Raw genomic sequence first — 20635 nt, 5'->3', positions numbered from 1 at the left:
AGGAGGCTTTCCTTAAATGATAAAAATTGTATCTTATCGATCAAAGCTTATGCTGTTTATTATGCCGGTAGTTGTAGCAGGTTTGTTAATAATTAGTGCTGCTTCATACATAGGAATAAATAATGTGCTTAAGGATGAATTAAGTAAAAGTATGTTAAAGACAACCGAACAAACGGCATATACTATTAATACGTGGCTAACTTCGCATATGCTGGAACCTGAGACAATTGCATCAACGCCGACAGCAAAGAAGATTAATACTGATTTTGCCTTGACTGATGCACTGAATATTAGTAGATTCAATTTTTTGCATGCAAAATATCCGGATGTATTCCAGGATATATATGCGGCAAACCAGTATGGAGAGTATCATACTGTACAAAAAAATGGCAATGATTTCTCATTCTTTGTTGGTAATGTAAGTACGCGGGATTATTTTAAATCCATCATGGGCGGCGGTCCGACACAAATAACACCACCGTTAATTTCTAAAACTACAGGTTTACCGACTATATTTATGGTTGCGCCAATAAAAGATGACAATAATGTACCACAGGGACTAATTGGTGCAGGAATATCCCTGCAATATGTGCAACAGGTTGCCAGCAGCTTAACATTTGGGAAAACAGGTTATGGCATCATGGTAGCAAAGGACGGGACTTTTATTCAGCATCCTAATAAGGATTTTGTGATGCAGAAGAAAATAACTGAAATGGATGATCCCTCTATTAGCGAATTGGGGAAACACATGCTAGAAGGGAAGTCTGGGATATTTAAGCATACTTTGGATGGTACTAAGAAGATAACTTTCTTTCAATATATACCTATTACTGGATGGGCAGTGGCTACTATTGTTGATGAGGCGGAATTCTTTGCTCCTGCTGCTATGATAGCTAAAGTTTTAGCTATTTCGGTAACAATAGTTATCTTAGTTGTTATGGGGGTTATTTGGTTTGCTGCACGGCGATTAACAAAGCCGTTAAACGATCTCCTAACCTATTCGCACCAAGTGGCGCAAGGTGATTTGGCAATCAATGCACTAGAGATTACGTCGAATGACGAAATTGGAGCACTGGCAACAGCTTTTAATGAAATGACTGAGAATCTACGTAATTTAGTCAGGAAAATTGGCCAAACGACTGAGTTGGTAGCGGCAGCGTCAGAAGAATTGTTGGCAAGTTCAGATGAATCAGCGCAAGCCACAAATCAAGTAGTAATGGCAATTAATGAAGTGGCGGCTGGTTCGGAACACCAAGTAAATGCCGTAAATCAAGCATCTTCCGTAGTTGAGAGAATATCTTCTGGAATTCAGCAGATTGCCTCTAATGCAGATGTAATGTCCAATATGGCCGAAGATACATCTAATGCCGCCAGAAATGGTGGGCAAGCGGTTGAATCAGCAGTTACGCAAATGGCCAATATCGAAGAAACAGTGACAAACTCTGCTCAGGTTATTGTCAAGCTAGGGGAAAATTCAAAAGAAATTGGTTTAATAGTAGATACTATAGCTGGTATTGCCGGGCAAACTAATTTGCTGGCTTTAAACGCAGCCATTGAAGCTGCGAGGGCAGGCGAGCAAGGGCGGGGTTTTGCAGTTGTTGCCGAAGAAGTCCGTAAATTAGCTGAACAATCCCAGGATGCTGCAAAACAAATTGCAGTGTTAATTCACGATATTCAAAGCGATACTAATAAAGCCGTTGTGGCCATGAATGCCGGAACGCATGAGGTTAACATTGGAGCTGAAGTTGTTAATACCGCGGGGCATGCTTTTAATGAAATTATAAAATTAGTTAGCAGTGTGTCTGAACAAGTTCGGGGTATTTCTCTGGAAATCCAACATATGGTGAGCGAAAGTCAAGAAGTAGTTGGCGCTGTTAAAGAAATTGGCCGAATCAGCAAGGATGCAGCCGGACAGGCTCAGTCGGTATCCGCTGCTACCGAAGAGCAGTCTGCTTCTATCGAAGAAATTGCGTCATCTAGCCATGGCCTAGCGAGACTGGCGCAAGAGCTACAAGATGCAGTGAGTAAATTTAAAGTATAGTGTTTAGAGTATTCTTTATCAACTAAATACTTGGAAATGCCTCAGTTTCGATACTAGGATATACTTTTCTTAAGGTAGACAGGTTGATACTAAATACCTAATACCGAATGAGGAGCATACACTAGGCACGAAATGAGGCTTTTTTTTTGTTTAGTGCAGCTTGAGATATGTTATTGTATATTTATTGCATTAGACTTATGTCAAATAAATTAAAACTGTTATTGGGATGTATGTTAGTAAATGGTAGCGACTATTAAATGTTTTTATGTTGACACGATGAAACAAACGTGATAACATATATAACTGTCGCCGCTGAAAACACGGCAACAACAAAACCGGTCCCGGACAACGTGTACCATCCATGGTACATCCGTGACGCCAGCGCATCCTTGCGCGGCTTATTTTCTAGGAGGTTTCCAGGAAGATATTTGCCAAAAGTTACAAGTTGTAAATAACGAATAACTGTGGTAAAATATAATTCTTGAGTAATGAAACATTCCTCGATAGCTCAGTTGGTAGAGCAATCGGCTGTTAACCGATCGGTCGTAGGTTCGAGTCCTACTCGAGGAGCCATTTTTGATGGTCCACTAGCTCAGTCGGTAGAGCACCTGACTTTTAATCAGGGTGTCCCGCGTTCGAGTCGCGGGTGGATCACCACGGCCCGTTGGTCAAGCGGTTAAGACACCGCCCTTTCACGGCGGTATCAAGGGTTCGATTCCCTTACGGGTCACCATGGGCGATTAGCTCAGCTGGGAGAGCGCCTGCCTTACAAGCAGGATGTCGGCAGTTCGATCCTGTCATCGCCCACCAATCTCGATATTCGACGCTAGACGGTCGACATGATAAATATCGGACATCGAAGATCTAAAGTCGAAAATCGAATATTGCGGCCCTGTGGTGTAGCGGTCTAACATGCCGCCCTGTCACGGCGGAGATCGACGGTTCAAATCCGTTCAGGGTCGCCATTAAAAATTCCAGCCTTTTTTAAAAACGGGAAATTGCGGTATTGCATTAATTGCAATATTGAGGAAAGTCCAGACTGCCACGACCTGAGATGGTCGTAGTGTTCGTGCCTATCGCAAGATAGGGCAGAGCTACGCTCTGACGACGGCAAAATCGACTCACGCAGCCGAAAGTAGCCATAAAGTGCACAGAGAATGAGTAGGTTGGCGACAACCTAGTGAAAAGTGGTAAACTCCACGAGGCAGAAACCCGAATTATGGTAGGGGAACTTCCTATAGGGAATTGAACCGAAGGGAAGAACGCTAACTAGCGTTAGATAAATAATTTCCTAAAACAGAAACTGGCTTACGGTTTTTAACGAAGGCTGTAATATAAAAGAAGACTCCGTAGCTCAGCTGGATAGAGCGTTTGACTACGAATCAAAAGGTCGCAGGTTCGAATCCTGCCGGGGTCGCCATTATGCCTCGGTAGCTCAGTCGGTAGAGCAGAGGACTGAAAATCCTCGTGTCGGCAGTTCAATTCTGCCCTGAGGCACCATTTATGCTGGCGTAGCTCAATAGGTAGAGCAGCTGACTTGTAATCAGCAGGTTGTGGGTTCAATTCCTATCGCCAGCTCCATTAAGCATAAGCAGCGAACCAAGTTTTTAAAAGCGATAGCGACGCGAAAACTTGTGTGAATCGCTTAGTTCCAAGCGACAGCGCGGAACTTCCTTACAATATGGAGGGATTCCCGAGTGGCTAAAGGGAGCAGACTGTAAATCTGCCGTCTTTGACTTCGGTGGTTCGAATCCACCTCCCTCCACCAAATTTATTTTATCGCGGGGTGGAGCAGCTGGCAGCTCGTCGGGCTCATAACCCGAAGGTCACAGGTTCAAGTCCTGTCCCCGCAACCATGATTCAGAAGCGAAGCTTATATATAGTTATCTGCGACGAGCCGAATATCTGTCACTCAGCCGCAAACGGGTTAGTAGTGTTCAGATGCTAGGCGCGACGAGCACGCGACCGGAGTCGTACTGGGAAGTACGTCGGAGGAAGCTCGCACAGGAGCAACAACGCAGATGGACGCTAATAACCCGCTTTGCGCAGTATGCTGGTGTAGCTCAGTTGGCAGAGCGTATCCTTGGTAAGGATAAGGTCACCGGTTCAATCCCGGTCACTAGCTCCATTTACAAAATTAATATGGCGGCGTAGCTCAGCTGGCTAGAGCATGCGGTTCATACCCGCAGTGTCCGGGGTTCAAATCCCTGCGCCGCCACCAAGTTTATGCGGGTGTAGCTCAATGGTAGAGCACTAGCCTTCCAAGCTAGCTACGAGGGTTCGATTCCCTTCACCCGCTCCATATCGGGGCGTGGCTCAGTTTGGTAGAGCACCTGGCTTGGGACCAGGGGGTCGCAGGTTCAAATCCTGCCGCTCCGACCAGTAAGTTACCTAAATTTTCTGGTTGATACAATAGCAATTTGTTATTTCGTTCCCTGAAAACTGAACAATGTAAGTAATGCATCAATAAGCCAGATGTGCGGTGCTCATTGAGCACACAAAAACAATTTCTTTTTTTGAATTTATGAGCCAACAAATGGCTCCATAATAATGAAGTCAAAAATGACTTTGAACTTTTGCCTGTCTCTTCTGATATAGTAGTTTATCTGCTTATCGAGATAGCAGCCGGCAAATAGCAATAAGGCATATAGACGGCATACAATTTTATGGAGAGTTTGATCCTGGCTCAGGACGAACGCTGGCGGCGTGCCTAACACATGCAAGTCGAACGGTCTGCTGTTCAACACCGAGAGTTTTAGTGATGGTGAATTCCGACAGCGTCAAGCGCGAACGAAAGAGAGTGCTTCACGCAAGGAAGTCGAGCTTTATTGCCGTCCATGGCAAGCTCGACATTAGACCCATCCAGGGTCGTCACAACACAAAAGCCTTGGGTGTTGAATAGCAGATAGTGGCGAACGGGTGAGTAACGCGTAGATAACCTGCCTCTAAAATGGGGACAACACCGCGAAAGTGGTGCTAATACCGAATGTGGTATCTTTATCGCATGATAAAGATAAGAAAGATGGCCTCTACATGTAAGCTATCGTTTAGAGATGGGTCTGCGTCTGATTAGCTAGTTGGTGAGGTAAAGGCTCACCAAGGCGACGATCAGTAGCCGGTCTGAGAGGATGAACGGCCACACTGGGACTGAGACACGGCCCAGACTCCTACGGGAGGCAGCAGTGGGGAATCTTCCGCAATGGACGAAAGTCTGACGGAGCAACGCCGCGTGAGTGAAGAAGGTTTTCGGATCGTAAAACTCTGTCGTTTGGGACGAACGTGCTTTGGGTAAATAATCTAAAGTAATGACGGTACCAAAGGAGGAAGCCACGGCTAACTACGTGCCAGCAGCCGCGGTAATACGTAGGTGGCAAGCGTTGTCCGGAATTATTGGGCGTAAAGGGCGTGTAGGTGGATTCTTAAGTCGTGTGTCTAAGTGCGGGGCTCAACCCCGTATAGGCGCAGGAAACTGGGGATCTTGAGTGCAGGAGAGGAAAGTGGAATTCCCAGTGTAGCGGTGAAATGCGTAGATATTGGGAGGAACACCAGTGGCGAAGGCGACTTTCTGGACTGTGTCTGACACTGAGGCGCGAAAGCTAGGGGAGCGAACGGGATTAGATACCCCGGTAGTCCTAGCCGTAAACGATGGGTACTAGGTGTAGGAGGTATCGACCCCTCCTGTGCCGGAGTTAACGCAATAAGTACCCCGCCTGGGGAGTACGGCCGCAAGGTTGAAACTCAAAGGAATTGACGGGGGCCCGCACAAGCGGTGGAGTATGTGGTTTAATTCGACGCAACGCGAAGAACCTTACCAGGGCTTGACATTGAGTGAAAAACTTAGAGATAAGTTCCTCCCTTCGGGGACACAAAAACAGGTGGTGCATGGCTGTCGTCAGCTCGTGTCGTGAGATGTTGGGTTAAGTCCCGCAACGAGCGCAACCCTTATCCTTTGTTGCCAGCACGTTATGGTGGGAACTCAAAGGAGACTGCCGCAGACAATGCGGAGGAAGGCGGGGATGACGTCAAGTCATCATGCCCCTTATGTCCTGGGCTACACACGTACTACAATGGGCTTAAACAAAGCGAAGCAAGCCTGCGAAGGTAAGCCAAACGCATAAACAAGCTCTCAGTTCGGATCGGAGGCTGCAACTCGCCTCCGTGAAGTCGGAATCGCTAGTAATCGCAGGTCAGCATACTGCGGTGAATACGTTCCCGGGCCTTGTACACACCGCCCGTCACACCACGAAAGTTGGAAACACCCGAAGCCGGTGGGATAACCGATTCGACATTGGATTTTCGACATACGATATTCGTAAGGAAAAGGAACTCCGAAAAAACCTTACGAAAGTCAAAAGTCGAAGGTCGAATGTCGAACCGGGGTCAGCCGTCTAAGGTGGGGCCGATGATTGGGGTGAAGTCGTAACAAGGTAGCCGTATCGGAAGGTGCGGCTGGATCACCTCCTTTCTAGGGAGAACCGTTCAAGCTAGCGCTTGAACTACTCCAAGGTCGGCGATGCCATCGAGGTAATTTGCAGTCTGCAAGTTACTGACAAACCGTCGTAAACAAGTTTGTCTTAATTCGATGTGCGGACATCAGGCAGATGATAACTCTTACATTGTTTGGTTTTGAGGGAATGTGAAAAATATATAATGTAAAAAAAGCCAACGCCAGCAAGGATTAATCCTTGCTGGCGTTGGCTTTTTCGCGCTTACATAGCTTTTTCATTTTGTTTTCAGAATCAATTGCTATAATTACTACCGAAATCAAGAAATAGTTACTATTTATATATGTGATTGCGAGGGAAGATACTATGAAATATATATCGATTGTTGTACCTGTATATAATGAGCAGGAAAATGTGGCAGTATTTTATCAAGAGGTTTGTAAGCATATGGAAGCTACTGGCTATCCCTTTGAATTGATTTTTGTAGATGACGGTTCTACTGATAAAACAATTCTTATGTTAAATAAATTAATTCAGCAAGACACCCGGGTTCGTGCGATTATTTTGGCACGTAACTTCGGCCACCAAGTGGCATTAACCTGTGGTCTTGATCATGCACGCGGCGACGCTGTAATTACTATGGATGGTGATATGCAGCACCCACCCGCAATGCTGCCGCTTTTGATTAATCAATGGGAAAACGGTTATGAGATCGTTCAAACAATTCGTAAGGATACGCAAGGTGTTTCCTGGTTTAAAGGATTTACATCAAAAATGTTTTATCGAAGCATTAATGCTATGTCAAATATTAACGTGGCTGAGGGGGGATCTGATTTTAGACTACTTGACCGTAAGGTAGTAGATACTTTTAGAAATTTTAAAGAAAAAGCACGCTTTATTCGCGGCATTATTAGTGGTATGGGGTACCGACGGGTAGAAATCGAATTTGTAGCCCCTGAGCGTTTTGCTGGTAAGTCTAAATTTTCTTTAAAGAAAATGTTGAATTTCGCGCTTGATGGTATTACTGCCTATTCAAAACTGCCGCTGCGTTTGGCTTTTTATATGGGCTTATTATCTGGTCTATTGAGCTTACTTCTGACAGCAGATGTAGTCTATACAAAGTTGTTTACCGCAGAAGCTGTTCCCGGTTGGGCTACGATTGCAGCTAGTGTATTATTGCTAGGCGGACTTCAGCTTGCCGGACTGGGTATTATCGGTGAATATATTGGACGGATTTTCGAAGAGGTAAAGGAACGACCATTATATTGGGTACGGGACGAGCTGAAAAGTGAAGTAGAATTAAGGACTAAAGCGCAGGATACCGTGGCGTGAAAAAGTGAGGGATAAAACTAATATGACAAACAAACGAATATGGCTTAACATAGCATTGCTTTTATGTGTTGCCAGCATCGTTACGTTCGCCTATTTAGGCAGTTTGCCTTTGCTGGATCCTGACGAACCGGTATATGCGGAAACGGCCCGCGAAATGCTGCAATATCATGATTTTATTTCCCCGCGAATATATGGCGACTTTTGGTATGATAAGCCTCCTATGTATTATTGGCTGGTTGCTGGTGCGTTTAAAATTTTCGGTGTAGGTGAATTTGCAGCCAGATTTCCGTCAGCATTATTAGCAACAGCGGGAGCTTTGCTGGTCTATTTATCAGGGCGTAAGCTATTTGGCGAACGTGCAGGAATATTATCAGGATTGATATTAACCACAAGCCTTGAATACTTCTATTTAGGCAAGGCTGCTGTTACCGATATTACTTTAACCTTTTTTTTAACAGCGGCGTTGCTAGCTTTTTTGCAAAGGAAGTATTATTTTTTTTACGGCTGTGCCGCGTTAGCTGTTGTTACTAAGGGGCCGATTGGAATAATTTTTTGTAGCGTAATTCCGGGACTCTATATATTGCTAAGCGGTAATTGGGCGTTGATTAAACGTATGAAGGTTTTGAGTGGGACGTTACTATTTGCTGTTATTGCCTTACCTTGGTATATATTGATGTACTATTACCACGGAATGGATTTTATTGAAACATTTCTTGGTTTTCATAATATAACGAGGTTTTTGCAGCCGGAGCATTCATCCGGGACTCTATGGTATTACTATGTTCCGGTTATTATATTCGGCTTTTTCCCGTGGATTGCATTTATGGTGCAGGCCGTTTACGCCGCAGGGAAAGATAAGAGTGATAATCAGCGGCAGCTTGGTTTCCTAGTTATCTGGGCGGCAACTGTATTTGTTTTTTTTACTTTTTCACAAACGAAATTGATTTCTTATATATTACCGATGTATCCTCCGTTAGCGCTTTTGGTAGGCTGGTATATTGACAAAGCCTGGTCTGAGAATGCCTTCAGTATTTTAAAATGGGCTACCGTTATATTCACCGTTGTAGCCTGTATACTCGAAGCCGGTTTGATTTATGCAGGAAAGACAATGACGCCCAATTTATATTTTCCGGGAATAATCACGGCGGTTGTGTTTGCAGTAGCAAATATTTTGCAATGGTGGCTAAGCTATAAACGGAATTTTCGCTTGGTGTTTGCCATCAATATTATCCTAATGTTATTTTTTTCAACGTACTTGGTTACAAATTTACTTCCTACAATAACACCTGCATTTTCCATGAAATTACTTGTTGAGGATTTCAACCAGTATTATGACGGAAAAAGTCAAGTTTATGTAACGAAATCTTACCGGCCTGGGTTTATGTTTTATAGCGGAATACCGGGCAAAGAAAAATCAGATGCGCTACGTACCAAACTTTTGGGCGTAAAAGAAGATGCTTTTTTCATTGTTTCAACTAAAGAATATAATGAACTGCCTGCCGATCTACAAGGTAAAGTTATAGTCCTGGCTACTCATGAAGGCAAAGTTTTATTAGTCCATAAAAGTAGCAGCTAATTAATCAAGGGGGAAATCTAATGGCCACTTCTATATCTATCTCGGCCGCTCGTTCTAGGCACATTTGCTTAGGTTTGTTTTTAGTCTCCTTTGTATCCTACCTTTTGTTTAGCCACCTTGTGCCAATTACAGATCCTGTAGAATCAAATTATGCGCTTACCGCAAAAGAAATGGTGAAAAGTGGCGATTGGCTTTCACCCCGAATTTATGGACATGTTTGGTATGATAAACCGATTTTTTTTTATTGGCTTACTGCGTTAGCTTATAAATATTTTGGCTTTTCTGATCTGGCGGCACGCCTAACTCCGGCTTTATTTGCCGGACTGGGTATTGTTTTACTATACTGGTTCTTGAATAAGACTACCAATCCGTTGGTTGCGCTATTATCAACCATTGTTATGGGAACATCGTTAGAATATGTGCTTCTAGCGAAGTTTGTAATTACCGACATGGTATTGTTTGTATTTAACAGCGCTGCGCTTGTGTTCTTTTTTCTTGGATATATCCAGGAAGGGGGGACAAAACGCTGGTATTGGGCTATGTACGCAAGCATGGCCTTAGCCGTTTTAACTAAGGGACCAGTTGGTCTACTTTTGCCTGGTCTTGTAATGTTTGTTTTTATTGCAGTGCAACGCAATTGGTCAGAACTTAAAAATATGTCGATTCCGACAGGCTTAATGCTTTTTTTCATGATTGCCTTACCCTGGTATGGTGCCATGTATTATGTTCATGGATTCGATTTTATTGATACCTTTTTTGGAGTGCATAATTATTTGCGGGCCACTGTTTCGGAGCATCCCAAAGATAATGTAATCTATTACTATGTGGTAGTATTTTTTCTTAGTATGCTGCCATGGGCTCCGCTAGCATTAAAAGCTATGGTTATGACTTGGAAAGACCAAAATTTGCGGAAATCATCGCTGTGGGTATTTAGCTCTATATGGTTTGGAGTTTATTTTATTTTTTACTCGCTTATGGCTACGAAATACTTAACTTATACTTTCCCTACACTTTTTCCACTGGCGATGTTAACAGGTAATTACCTGGAACAGCTGCTAAATCACAATAAAAAAAGTACAATTCTTTCTTGGATAGGAATGCCTATATTTTTTTCGACCGCTGGCTATATTGCTGCAACTTATAGCTATTTAGAAAGTCTGTGGCTTATTGCGGGTAGCCTAACTTTACTATTTATAGCAGTATTTGTCTGGGCGAAGATAAGAAAACAATCTTCTCAATTTGTTTTGGGGTTACTTTGTGTATACCAAATAGCCATTTATATGATGCTGTCAGTATTTATCTACCCCGCTGTTGCCGAAACTAGATCTGAAAAAGAACTTGCACAAAATTTGTTGGATTATAATGACCAACGAATCGGATTTTATGAGTTTTATAGTACATCTGCCGTTTATTACAGTGGTAAAGCGGCAGTAAAACTTACCTCAGAGGAAGTAAGTGAATCACCTCAAACTAAATTGAGCTGGGCAAGCAAATATACAATGCCTACGGAATCACTAGCAAGTTTCGTGACGGATTCTAAAAAAGGTAGTATAGTTATTGTAGTACCTGATACTGGTAGGACACAGTTTTTGGCAGAGACAAAAAATAGCAATCCTCAGCTAGTGAAGACTACTGAGAGATTTAGCTATTACCGTATCGGAGATTGATTATTGGTTTGGGCTTGGGGGGAATAAAGATGCGAATACTGCTTGCTGAAGATGATAGTAAGCTTGGTAATTTAATAAAACGGATGTTAGAAAAGGTTGAAGTAGCTGTTGATTGGGTAACACGCGGGGACGAAGCGCTGGAGTGTGCAAATTACTCACAGTATGATGTAATTGTTTTGGATTGGATGATGCCAGGCGAGACGGGTATCGATGTATGCGATCATTTGCGCAAAAGTGGTTATCAAGGAGCCATTTTAATGCTTACTGCTAAAGATGATATTAGTGACCGGGTGTTAGGGCTGGATACAGGAGCCGATGACTATCTTGTAAAGCCATTTGAGTTTGAAGAACTATGTGCTCGGCTCCGGGCCTTAGCACGGCGTAGTACTGCTAAACTTAAAGAAGATATCGTGCAATTAGGTGATTTTGTCCTAAATCGCTCGACTCGCAGTGTTCGCTTTGCGCAAACTGAGGTGCAACTTACTAGTCGTGAGTTTCAATTGTTAGATTTACTTGTACAAAATAGAGGGCAGGTTGTACCAAGAGAAGTTATATTAGACCGGGTGTGGGGGCTGGAAGCCGAAATATCACAGAATAATCTTGACGCCTATGTACGTTTGCTTCGAAAAAAAATCAACCTGCCTGAGGGCGACGTGGTGATTCAAAATGTAAGAGGTGTAGGGTTCAAACTGGAGGCTCATCATGTTTGCTAAGATTCGCAACCATTTGACCATAGTTTATTCCACTGTTATGGTATGTTTTCTTATATCATTTGTGGTGGCAAGTTATACAGGGTTAGTTTGGGTACTGTACCGTCAAGAACAACAAGATATTGAAGTTTATGCCAAAGAAGAGGCCCGTGAACATAGTAGCTTGCTTCGGCAAAAGCAGCTTTCAGCAATTTTACCATCAGAAGAAGATGCAGAAAGCGATGGAGATCTATTTCATTATGCATTTGATTTAAATGGCAGACAGGTTTCTTCTAGTGAACCAGCTCATGAAGTGCGTGCCGCTATACGCGAAAAAATTCTTACCTGGCAGGAGGCTGACGGGGAAGCGGTCTTAACAAAAGTATATCTGCCTGGCGATAAGAAAAATTATTTTATGTTATGCAGTATAAAAGTTTATGATGGAGAGCATTTGCTGGGTACAGTCTTCGTGGGCAAGGATATTACGTCTTACTACATTATGTTGAAACGGTTACTGTTAGTGCTTTGTATGGTTTGCTTATTATTTCTTATTATTGCAACTTTTACCGGGCATTTATTGGCAGGGCGGGCAATTATCCCAATTAAAAATTCTTTTACGCGACAACGTGAGTTTGTTGCGGACGCATCTCATGAACTTCGTACTCCTCTTAGCGTTATGCTAACTTCCGTCGAGGCAATTCGAACAGACGATGAAAATACGCTTTCTTCATTTTCTGAGCAGGTTCTCGAGGATATGAGAAGTGAAATCAAAAGAATGACTAAAATTGTTTCTGATTTATTGACTCTGGCTAGGGCTGATGCTGGAGCGGAAATTCTAATTAAAGAAAAATTTGATATAAGCGATATTGCAGAGAAAGTCATCCGTTCCTTTCAGCCAGTAGCAGTCGAAAAAGGAGTTAAACTTGATTTTGTCGGTATAAACGATCTTTTTATTCATGCAGATAAGGAGAAAATTACTCAGCTATTGTTGATTCTTATTGATAATGCTTTAAAGTATGTGAAGCAAGATGGAAAGGTAGTTCTTTTTATCAAGCAATCATCTGGTTCGAAGGGGACAGTCAATATTATCGTACAAGATAACGGAGTAGGTATTCCTGAAGAACAACAACAATTTATTTTTGAACGGTTTTACAGAATAGATAAAGCGCGTTCCCGGGTAGCAGGTGGTACAGGTCTGGGCTTATCTATCGCGAAATGGATTGTGGAAGCACATCGCGGAACCATAAATGTGGAAAGTGCCGTTGGTAAGGGGAGTACTTTTACTGTAAGTTTACCTAATTAAGAGATTAAAACATTTACCTAAAAAAGGGGACAGATTACTTTGAACAAAAGTAGTCTGTTCCCTTTGCTACTTTATAAAGCGACATGTGACTAATTTTTAGAATGGTAAATAAATATATAGCCGGGCACATGAGTAATCACAAGCTCAGGTTTAACGGTCATAGCAACTGCTTGGGGAGTACAGAACACCAACCCAGAATAGGGGAACTCCTTCAGGCTTGATTATTTTATAAACAAACTGTCAAGATGCATTCCAACATGATAAACTAAATATAAAGGTTATGGAAAATAGAATTTGGAGTGGATACAGTGCTTATCTTAAGTACAATAAATAAATTTTCTCAAGTAATTAATAATTTTAGAGTATTGTGCAGGTTAAGTGTACTTTGCCTTTGTGCGGTGATAACTGTATTTGTAATATTTGATGTGAGTTTATGTAATGCAGAAAGAAGTAAAGTATTTGTAATCGGCGGAGACGATAATTTTCCGCCGTATGAATATGTGTCGGCAAAAGAAGGAATACAATCTTACCGTGGATTCAATGTAGATATTATGCGGGCCATCGCTTTGCAGACCGGTATTGAAATTGAGTTTAGACCAATGACTTGGGCTGATGCTCTACAAGCCTTAGATAACGGAGAAATAGATGCAATTCAGGGTATGAAATATGATAGTGAACGTCTCAGTAAATACGACTTTTCCGATGAGTATATTACAAGTTCTCAGGTGGTTTTCGTTCTCAGTGGTATGTATATATCAGAATTGGATGAACTACGGGACCATAAAGTAGCTGTCCAAAAAGGTGATATTGCCTATCAAAATCTTAAAAGCCACTCGTCTTTTAGTGTTGTAGCTGTGCCAAACCAAGAGGAAGCTTTTAAATTGCTGCTTGCTGGAGAAGTAACGGCAGTTATTGGTAATAAGCTGGCCGGCCAGTATATTTTGCAGCGGAATAATCAGGTTGATAATGTGAAAATGATCGGGCCGGATATTGATCCGCACAATTACGGAGTTGCTGTTAAAAAAGGAAATACCGAATTAATTCAAATTATTAATACAGGACTGCGTGAGATAAAGAAAAATGGAACGTATGATAAAATTAGTAAAAAATGGTTTGGTGAGCTAATTGATCACCCGTCTTCTTACTATAAAGATCGACTTATTTTGGTTATAACACTGGCAGTTGTATTGTTTCTAGGATTAATTGCGGCAGGTCATATTAGTTTTATGTTGAAAAATGAAGTCGCGAAACGGACGCGGGAAATTGCGGGTATCAATAAAGCCTTAATGGAGAAAAACGAATATATTAAGCGGGAAAACCTGCATAAGGAGAAAATTTTAAACAGTGGCTACAGCGGGATAATAACATTGAATCAAGATGGTATCATTCAATTTATTAACGATTATGCGGTTCAGTATATGGGAGTAAGTAATGCTATAGGGTTGCATTATTCCAGTACTCCGATAGTTGAACTCTTTCCTCAGGATGATATAAAGTCGATCTTTAGAGAAACAGAGAATATGATTAGAGGCGAAAAAAATATAAGAGGTTATAGTGTGGAATATACTATCTGTTTACTATCTCAGGACGAAATAATGGAGGGGATTGTAATCAGCTTCCGCGATATTACTCTTGAAAAGAGAATGCATGAGCAACTAATACGCAAGGATAAAATGGAAGCATTAGGAAGCCTGGTAGCGGGTATTGCCCATGAGATAAGAACTCCACTTACCTCGATAAAAATGTTTACCGAATTATTGCCTGTTAAATACGAAAGTGTTTCTTTCAGACAACAGATAAGCCGCTTTGTTCCACAGGAGGTGGAGAGAATCAATGATATGGTTAACAGCTTGTTAGAATATGCCAGGCCGCGTAAACCAAGTCCGGAGTCGTTCGGCTTAAACCAACTTGTAGAAAATGTATTGATCTTATTTACCGGACATATTGAAAAACATTGTATTTTAATTACACATCAAATTGATGACCAAATTACTGTGTTTGCAGATAAACAGCAAATTCAGCAGGTGCTGATTAATATTTTGTTAAATGCTATTGAAGCAATGGAAGAGCAGGAAAAAAAGAAAATTGCTATTTCTTGCAGTTCGAATGAGCATTCTGCCGTTATGGTAATAGAAGATAGTGGGTTAGGTATGAATGAAGAAATCGTAAGCAAGATATTTGATCCCTTTTTTACTACCAAACCACTAGGAACAGGATTAGGATTAGCTATTAGCTATAAGTTGGTTCGTGAAAATAATGGACGGATTTGGCCGGAGAGTCTGCCTGGTATTGGGACAAAGCTATATATTGAATTACCGCGGAGCTCTTGTAGGGGTGGGAAAAGTGTTTAAGTTATTAGTTATAGACGACGAAGAGTCTATCTGCTCTTCGCTGGCGTTTGCACTAGAAAATGAGTACGAGGTTTTTACTGCAAGCAATGAAAAAAATGCGATAGATTTATTTACAACTCACGAAATTGATCTTGTACTTCTGGATTTACGGTTAGGGAAAACTGATGGTTTAGAGGTATTAACTAAAATTAAGGAACTTAGGCCGACGGCAATGGTTATAATTATGACGGCCTACGGCAGCATTCGGTCGTCTGTTTTCGCTATGAAAAAAGGCGCATTTTATTACATTACAAAACCGATTAACATAGAGGAAGTAAAAGCTCTTTTAAATAATGCAACAAACTACATTAAGCTAAGTAGTAGAGTTGAGCATTATGCCGACAGGTTTTTTCGTGAATATGAGCAGGCTGGGATTATTGGTAGATCGCAGACAGTGCGCAATGTATTCAGTATGGTTGAGAAGGTACGAAATACGGATACTAATGTAATGATTACCGGTGAGAGTGGTACTGGAAAGGAATTAGTAGCACGGGCAATACACTTTACCGGAAATAGAAAAAACGAACCGTTTGAAGTCATCAACTGTGCTGCCATTCCTCCTAACTTACTTGAAAGCGAACTATTCGGCCATGAACGTGGCGCATTCACAGGTGCTTTACGAAGAAAGCAAGGCATTTTTGAATTAGCTGATAAAGGTACCTTATTTCTTGATGAAATATGCGAAATGGATATAAATTTGCAATCAAAACTTCTCAGGGTAGTACAGGAAAAGGAGATTACTCCGCTAGGATCTACTATTCGGAAACGTATAAATGCTCGTATACTATGTGCAACTAATAGAAATTTCGCCGTTGAAATTTCTGCAGGGAGATTTCGTGAAGATCTTTATTATCGGCTCAATGTGATTAATATTCAGCTACCTTCTTTGCGAGAGCGTCCTGAGGATGTTCCACTATTGGTAAGATATTTTATTTCCAAATATAATCGAAAAATGGGAAGAAGTATTGAAGGCATTAACGTGGAAGCATTAGAAGCATTATGCAGGTATTCGTTTAAAGGCAATGTGCGTGAACTGGAAAACATAATAGAGCGAGTGCTTGTACTTAGTAATGGGCCTTATATTGGAATAAATGATTTACCGGCCGAGATATGTATGAGGCAAGGAATGAACCCCAATAATCCTCAAATGCTTATACCTGTACATGTAGGGGAACGTATGGAGGATATTGAGCAAAGAGTAATTCTCTACACACTAAAATCTTTAAAGGGCAATCGACGGGAAACGGCAAAAACATTAAATATTAGTGAGCGGAGTCTGCGCTATAAACTTAAAGAATATAGTTTGAAAACTGAAAAAATTGCAGAAACGGCAAAATTTGCCGACATAAAGGGATGAATTTTCTGCAATTTTTGCCATAATTTGTAGAGAAAGATATAAAAAACCTACAATTTTGTGAAAAAATGACTTTTGGCATGAAAATTGCGAATAATTAGTGTTTAGACGAGTATTGCCTCCAACATTGGTGGTACAGCTATTGGTCAAACAGGAGGGAAACTAATGTTTAAACATGGAAATAATTCAATTCGTAAATTACTAACGCTCAAAAATAAGTTATTGTTATCGTTACTGGCCGTTTCGATAATACCGTTAATCGCTGTGGGTTTTTATATTAATATGTACATACAGAAACAGAACTTTAATTCAGTCTATAATACTAATGTAGCGCAACTGAACCAAATTGATTTGCAAGCAACAGCCTTTTTTACTGATATTGAATATAATGTTCAAATGCTGGCTAATACTGAAATTATGAAAACAAAAAACGACAATGAGTTTTCAAATTTTCTTCAAGCAGATGAGACGACTTTTATATACAATATAAAGAATGAAGAAGCGCAAATACTAAATATATTCCAGACTTTCAAAAAAAGCCACCCATATGCAACAATGGTGTATATGGGAAGAGAAAACGCTGCCTATATTCAGTATCCGGCCCGCGGGAAGCCGACAAAATATGATCCCCGTGTACGGGGATGGTATAAAGCCGGCATGGCTCAGCCCGGGACATTTGCAATAACCGATGCATATAAACCGCTTACAAGTAATGATATAGCTGTAAGCGCAGTGATAGCACTTATGGATGGAAATAAACCTTATGGTGTTGTTGGCGTTGATGTATCGTTAAATTACTTAGCAGAGGTAATGTCCAAAATCCGCGTAGGCGAAAACGGTTATGCTTTTCTGTTTGATAAAAAGGGCGTATTGTTAACAAACCCAAATCCGGAAAAAGTATTCAAAAAATATAATGAAGTTGGTTATGATGTTTACGAACAAATAGCCCAAAATGACAAAGGTTATGTGATGTTTACTGAAAATGGCGAAAAGAAATATTTGTTTTATCATACCTCACCAATGTTAGGGTGGAAGATTTGTTCGGTGATTCCTGAAACTGAAATCACTGCCGCTACGGCGAGTATTGCCAAAACAACGGTGGTTGCTGTACTAATTACCGTGCTCTTAGCTATATTTGTTGCAATATACGTGGTTCGCCACATTACTCGTCCGATTAACCAGCTTGTTACATTTTCTAATCAAATGGCCGCAGGCGATCTGACAAATTCTATTAAAGTGCAGGGCAACGATGAAATTGGTCAACTTCAGAGAGCCTTTAGTAATATGACTCAAGATTTGCGAGAAATAGTTCATCGTATTCAGGATAGTGCCCAACAGGTAGCTGCGTCTTCGGAAGAGCTAACTGCCGGTGCTGAGCAGTCCGCACAAACAACCAATCAGGTAGCAGCCACGATTACCAATGTGGCTAGGAGTACAGAGCAGCAATTAAATGCTGTTAACGAAACGACTCAGTTTATCGAAAAATTATCGACTGGTATTCAGCAGGCCGCGGCAAGCTCCCATTCGGTAGCTGATGTTGCGGACAAAACGGCCGCTGCCGCAAATAGTGGCGTTACGTCGATAAGTACTGCAATGAGCCAAATGTCACATATTGAAGCAACAGTGGCAAATTCTGCTCAAGTAGTATCCAAATTAGGTGAGCGGTCCAAAGAGATCGGACAGATAGTAGACGTAATTTCCGGAATTGCAGGTCAAACCAATCTGCTTGCTTTAAATGCCGCCATTGAGGCCGCCCGGGCTGGTGAACAAGGACGAGGCTTTGCTGTAGTGGCGGAAGAAGTTCGCAAATTAGCAGAGCAATCTCAAGAAGCCGCCAAAGAAATTGCCAGCTTAATTAATGAGATACAGAGTGATACTGAAGTGGCTGTTGTAGCTATGAACGATGGTACGCGCGAGGTTAAGGTAGGCACAGAAGTCGTCAATACTGCCGGCGAAACTTTCAACGAAATAACCTCGCTGGCGAGTCAGGTTTCGAGCCAGATCAAGGAAATTACAGCGACAATCCAGCAAATGGCAGGAGGTAGTCAGCAAATTGTTGCTTCAGCTAAAGCGATAGATAACCTATCAAAAGAAAATGCCGGACACACCCAGACAGTATCGGCTGCTACAGAGGAGCAATCTGCGACAATGCAAGAGATAGCATCCTCAAGCCACAGTCTGGCCAGAATGGCTCAGGATTTGCAGGATGTTATTGGCAAATTCAAAGTGTAACAATTAAAATTGTCTATTATCCAGTGGTTGACAATCTGAAAATTTTATGTGATAATCAAAAGAACAAATGCATATAAGAATCCTTTAAATCAGTCCTGTGAGGCTGGCAAGGTCAGAGCTTGATGTTTTATTAAGCGTATTTGTGTTGAAAATCAGCTCAATCAAGGCTTTCTGCCGTCTCCAGGCAGAAAGCCTTTTTAATTTTATTGGGGGGAATTGCTGTGGATATTGAAGTTAAAGCCAACCAAAGCAGTATAGGGGTTGTTGCGTCAACCGGTGCGATGGGGGATGTTGATAATACTTCGGCCAGTTATCGTTGGAAGGTGCTAATTGCTTCGGTAACGGGATATGCCATGGACGGGCTGGACATGCTGATCCTGTCTTTTGTAATGGCTTCAGTAATGAGCACGTTTGGCCTTAGCTTGGCTGAAGGCGGGTTCGTGGCTACCGTTACCTTGTTTGGGGCGGTCATAGGGGGTTATGTTTTCGGAATTTTAGCCGACTATATTGGCCGGGTCAAAGTATTTTCCCTAACTATCTTAATCTTTTCCATATTTACCGGATTAACGGCGTTTTCATCAAGTCTGACTGAGTTGAATATTTACCGCTTTTTAGCGGGTTTGGGCCTAGGCGGAGAATTTGGTATCGGCATGACTTTGGTAACTGAAACCTGGCCAAAAGAAAAGCGAGCCAGAGTTACCGGCGGGGTTGCAATCGGCTGGCAATTAGGTGTTGTCCTTGCAGCCGCAGTAAGTGCATGGGTCTTGCCGACATACGGATGGCGGGCCGTTTTTCTGGTAGGTTCTTTACCGGCGCTGTTTGCTGCCTGGTCTCGTTATGGTTTGGCTGAACCGCCTATCTGGGTAGCTAGAAATGAATTGAGGAAGCGTCTTAGAGAAAAAGTAAAAAATAATGAACCCATGACACAAGAGGAACTAGCAGTATATAAGGAAACAAACAAATTTCCATTATTGCACTTATTCGCTGATAAAAAAATTTCCACAAAAACTTTTGGACTTACCGTCATGACGAGTGTACAGAATATGGGTTACTACGGTATTATGGTCTGGCTGCCGACAATCTTAATGCAAAAGCATGGTTTAACGTTAACTAAAACCAGTGCATGGATGATAGCAACCGTTCTCGGAATGATGCTTGGAATAATGGTATTTGGCTATATTGCTGACAAAGCTGGCAGACGTCCGGCCTTTATAACTTTTCAACTTATGTCAGCGGTGTGTATATGGATTTACTCCGGTTTATCAGACCCGATGCACCTTTTAATCGGTGGTGCAACCCTTGGATTCTTCTGTAATGGCATGATGGCAGGATATGGCGCACTACTGTCCGAAAACTACTCTACCGATGCGCGGTCTACCGCAGAAAACTTCATTTTCAATACCGGGCGTGCAGTTGGCGGTCTGGCTCCCGTACTTATCGGCATGCTGGCGGCAAAGTACACACTGTCTGGCGCACTAGCACTGCTGGCCTTCATTTATATAGCTGCTGCAATCAATGTATACTGCTTAATTCCTGAAACTAAAAATAAAGAATTAATTGATTAAATATTTACCCACGCGTAAAACCCTGCTCAAATATTGGGCAG

General features: G+C 41.9%; 10 protein-coding genes, 14 tRNA genes, 1 rRNA gene and 1 other RNA gene. All 26 read left to right on the top strand.

Features of this window, described 5'->3' with window-relative positions:
* The first annotated feature begins 16 nt into the window (after positions 1-16).
* Positions 17-2041, top strand: a complete 2025-nt coding sequence (locus SRRS_RS14850; protein ID WP_371361602.1) for a methyl-accepting chemotaxis protein — start codon at positions 17-19, stop codon at positions 2039-2041.
* A 497-nt stretch (positions 2042-2538) separates the two neighbouring features.
* A tRNA-Asn gene (locus SRRS_RS14845) sits at positions 2539-2614 on the top strand.
* Between the two features lie 8 nt (positions 2615-2622).
* Positions 2623-2698: transfer RNA gene (locus tag SRRS_RS14840), tRNA-Lys, on the top strand.
* A gap of 1 nt (position 2699) precedes the next feature.
* A tRNA-Glu gene (locus SRRS_RS14835) sits at positions 2700-2774 on the top strand.
* 1 nt (position 2775) lies between these two features.
* A tRNA-Val gene (locus tag SRRS_RS14830) sits at positions 2776-2851 on the top strand.
* Positions 2852-2929: 78 nt separating this feature from the next.
* Positions 2930-3006, top strand: a tRNA-Asp gene (locus tag SRRS_RS14825).
* Positions 3007-3027: 21 nt separating this feature from the next.
* An RNA gene (rnpB, locus tag SRRS_RS14820) (RNase P RNA component class B) lies at positions 3028-3357 on the top strand.
* Positions 3358-3384: 27 nt separating this feature from the next.
* A tRNA-Arg gene (locus SRRS_RS14815) sits at positions 3385-3461 on the top strand.
* A 4-nt stretch (positions 3462-3465) separates the two neighbouring features.
* Positions 3466-3541, top strand: a tRNA-Phe gene (locus SRRS_RS14810).
* A 5-nt stretch (positions 3542-3546) separates the two neighbouring features.
* Positions 3547-3622 (top strand) — tRNA-Thr (locus SRRS_RS14805).
* A 102-nt stretch (positions 3623-3724) separates the two neighbouring features.
* Positions 3725-3809 (top strand) — tRNA-Tyr (locus SRRS_RS14800).
* A 12-nt stretch (positions 3810-3821) separates the two neighbouring features.
* Positions 3822-3897 (top strand) — tRNA-Met (locus SRRS_RS14795).
* 196 nt (positions 3898-4093) lie between these two features.
* A tRNA-Thr gene (locus tag SRRS_RS14790) sits at positions 4094-4169 on the top strand.
* Between the two features lie 16 nt (positions 4170-4185).
* Positions 4186-4262, top strand: a tRNA-Met gene (locus SRRS_RS14785).
* Between the two features lie 7 nt (positions 4263-4269).
* Positions 4270-4343 (top strand) — tRNA-Gly (locus SRRS_RS14780).
* A 3-nt stretch (positions 4344-4346) separates the two neighbouring features.
* Positions 4347-4423, top strand: a tRNA-Pro gene (locus SRRS_RS14775).
* A 281-nt stretch (positions 4424-4704) separates the two neighbouring features.
* Positions 4705-6506 (top strand): 16S ribosomal RNA (locus SRRS_RS14770).
* 346 nt (positions 6507-6852) lie between these two features.
* Positions 6853-7818: a glycosyltransferase family 2 protein gene (locus SRRS_RS14765; RefSeq protein WP_371361601.1), complete on the top strand. Its 966-nt coding sequence runs from the start codon at positions 6853-6855 to the stop codon at positions 7816-7818.
* Positions 7819-7840: 22 nt separating this feature from the next.
* Positions 7841-9394: an ArnT family glycosyltransferase gene (locus SRRS_RS14760; RefSeq protein WP_371361600.1), complete on the top strand. Its 1554-nt coding sequence runs from the start codon at positions 7841-7843 to the stop codon at positions 9392-9394.
* Positions 9395-9414: 20 nt separating this feature from the next.
* The gene (locus SRRS_RS14755; RefSeq protein WP_371361599.1) at positions 9415-11061 is read left to right on the top strand and encodes an ArnT family glycosyltransferase; all 1647 of its coding nucleotides are present in this window, start codon (positions 9415-9417) and stop codon (positions 11059-11061) included.
* Between the two features lie 29 nt (positions 11062-11090).
* Positions 11091-11774 carry a response regulator transcription factor gene (locus SRRS_RS14750; protein ID WP_371361598.1) on the top strand — a complete coding sequence of 228 codons (684 nt, stop codon included), beginning with the start codon at positions 11091-11093 and terminating at the stop codon, positions 11772-11774.
* The gene (locus SRRS_RS14745; RefSeq protein WP_371361597.1) at positions 11764-13053 is read left to right on the top strand and encodes a sensor histidine kinase; all 1290 of its coding nucleotides are present in this window, start codon (positions 11764-11766) and stop codon (positions 13051-13053) included. Before SRRS_RS14750 ends, SRRS_RS14745 begins: the two co-directional genes overlap by 11 nt.
* A gap of 308 nt (positions 13054-13361) precedes the next feature.
* A complete protein-coding gene (locus SRRS_RS14740) occupies positions 13362-15404 on the top strand; it encodes a transporter substrate-binding domain-containing protein (RefSeq protein ID WP_371361596.1) in 2043 nt (680 codons plus the stop codon).
* Entirely contained in the window at positions 15397-16800 is a 1404-nt protein-coding gene (locus SRRS_RS14735) for a sigma-54-dependent transcriptional regulator (RefSeq protein ID WP_371361594.1), read from the top strand. The genes SRRS_RS14740 and SRRS_RS14735 overlap by 8 nt, the downstream gene beginning before the upstream one ends.
* Before the next feature lie 162 nt (positions 16801-16962).
* The gene (locus SRRS_RS14730) at positions 16963-19029 is read left to right on the top strand and encodes a methyl-accepting chemotaxis protein (RefSeq protein ID WP_371361592.1); all 2067 of its coding nucleotides are present in this window, start codon (positions 16963-16965) and stop codon (positions 19027-19029) included.
* A 221-nt stretch (positions 19030-19250) separates the two neighbouring features.
* The gene (locus SRRS_RS14725; RefSeq protein WP_371361590.1) at positions 19251-20594 is read left to right on the top strand and encodes an MFS transporter; all 1344 of its coding nucleotides are present in this window, start codon (positions 19251-19253) and stop codon (positions 20592-20594) included.
* Positions 20595-20635 lie beyond the last annotated feature (41 nt).

Origin of the sequence: Sporomusa rhizae, assembly GCF_041428845.1 — a bacterium.
In the GTDB taxonomy this organism is placed as follows: domain Bacteria; phylum Bacillota; class Negativicutes; order Sporomusales; family Sporomusaceae; genus Sporomusa; species Sporomusa rhizae.
This window is presented reverse-complemented; position numbering and strand designations above follow the sequence as displayed.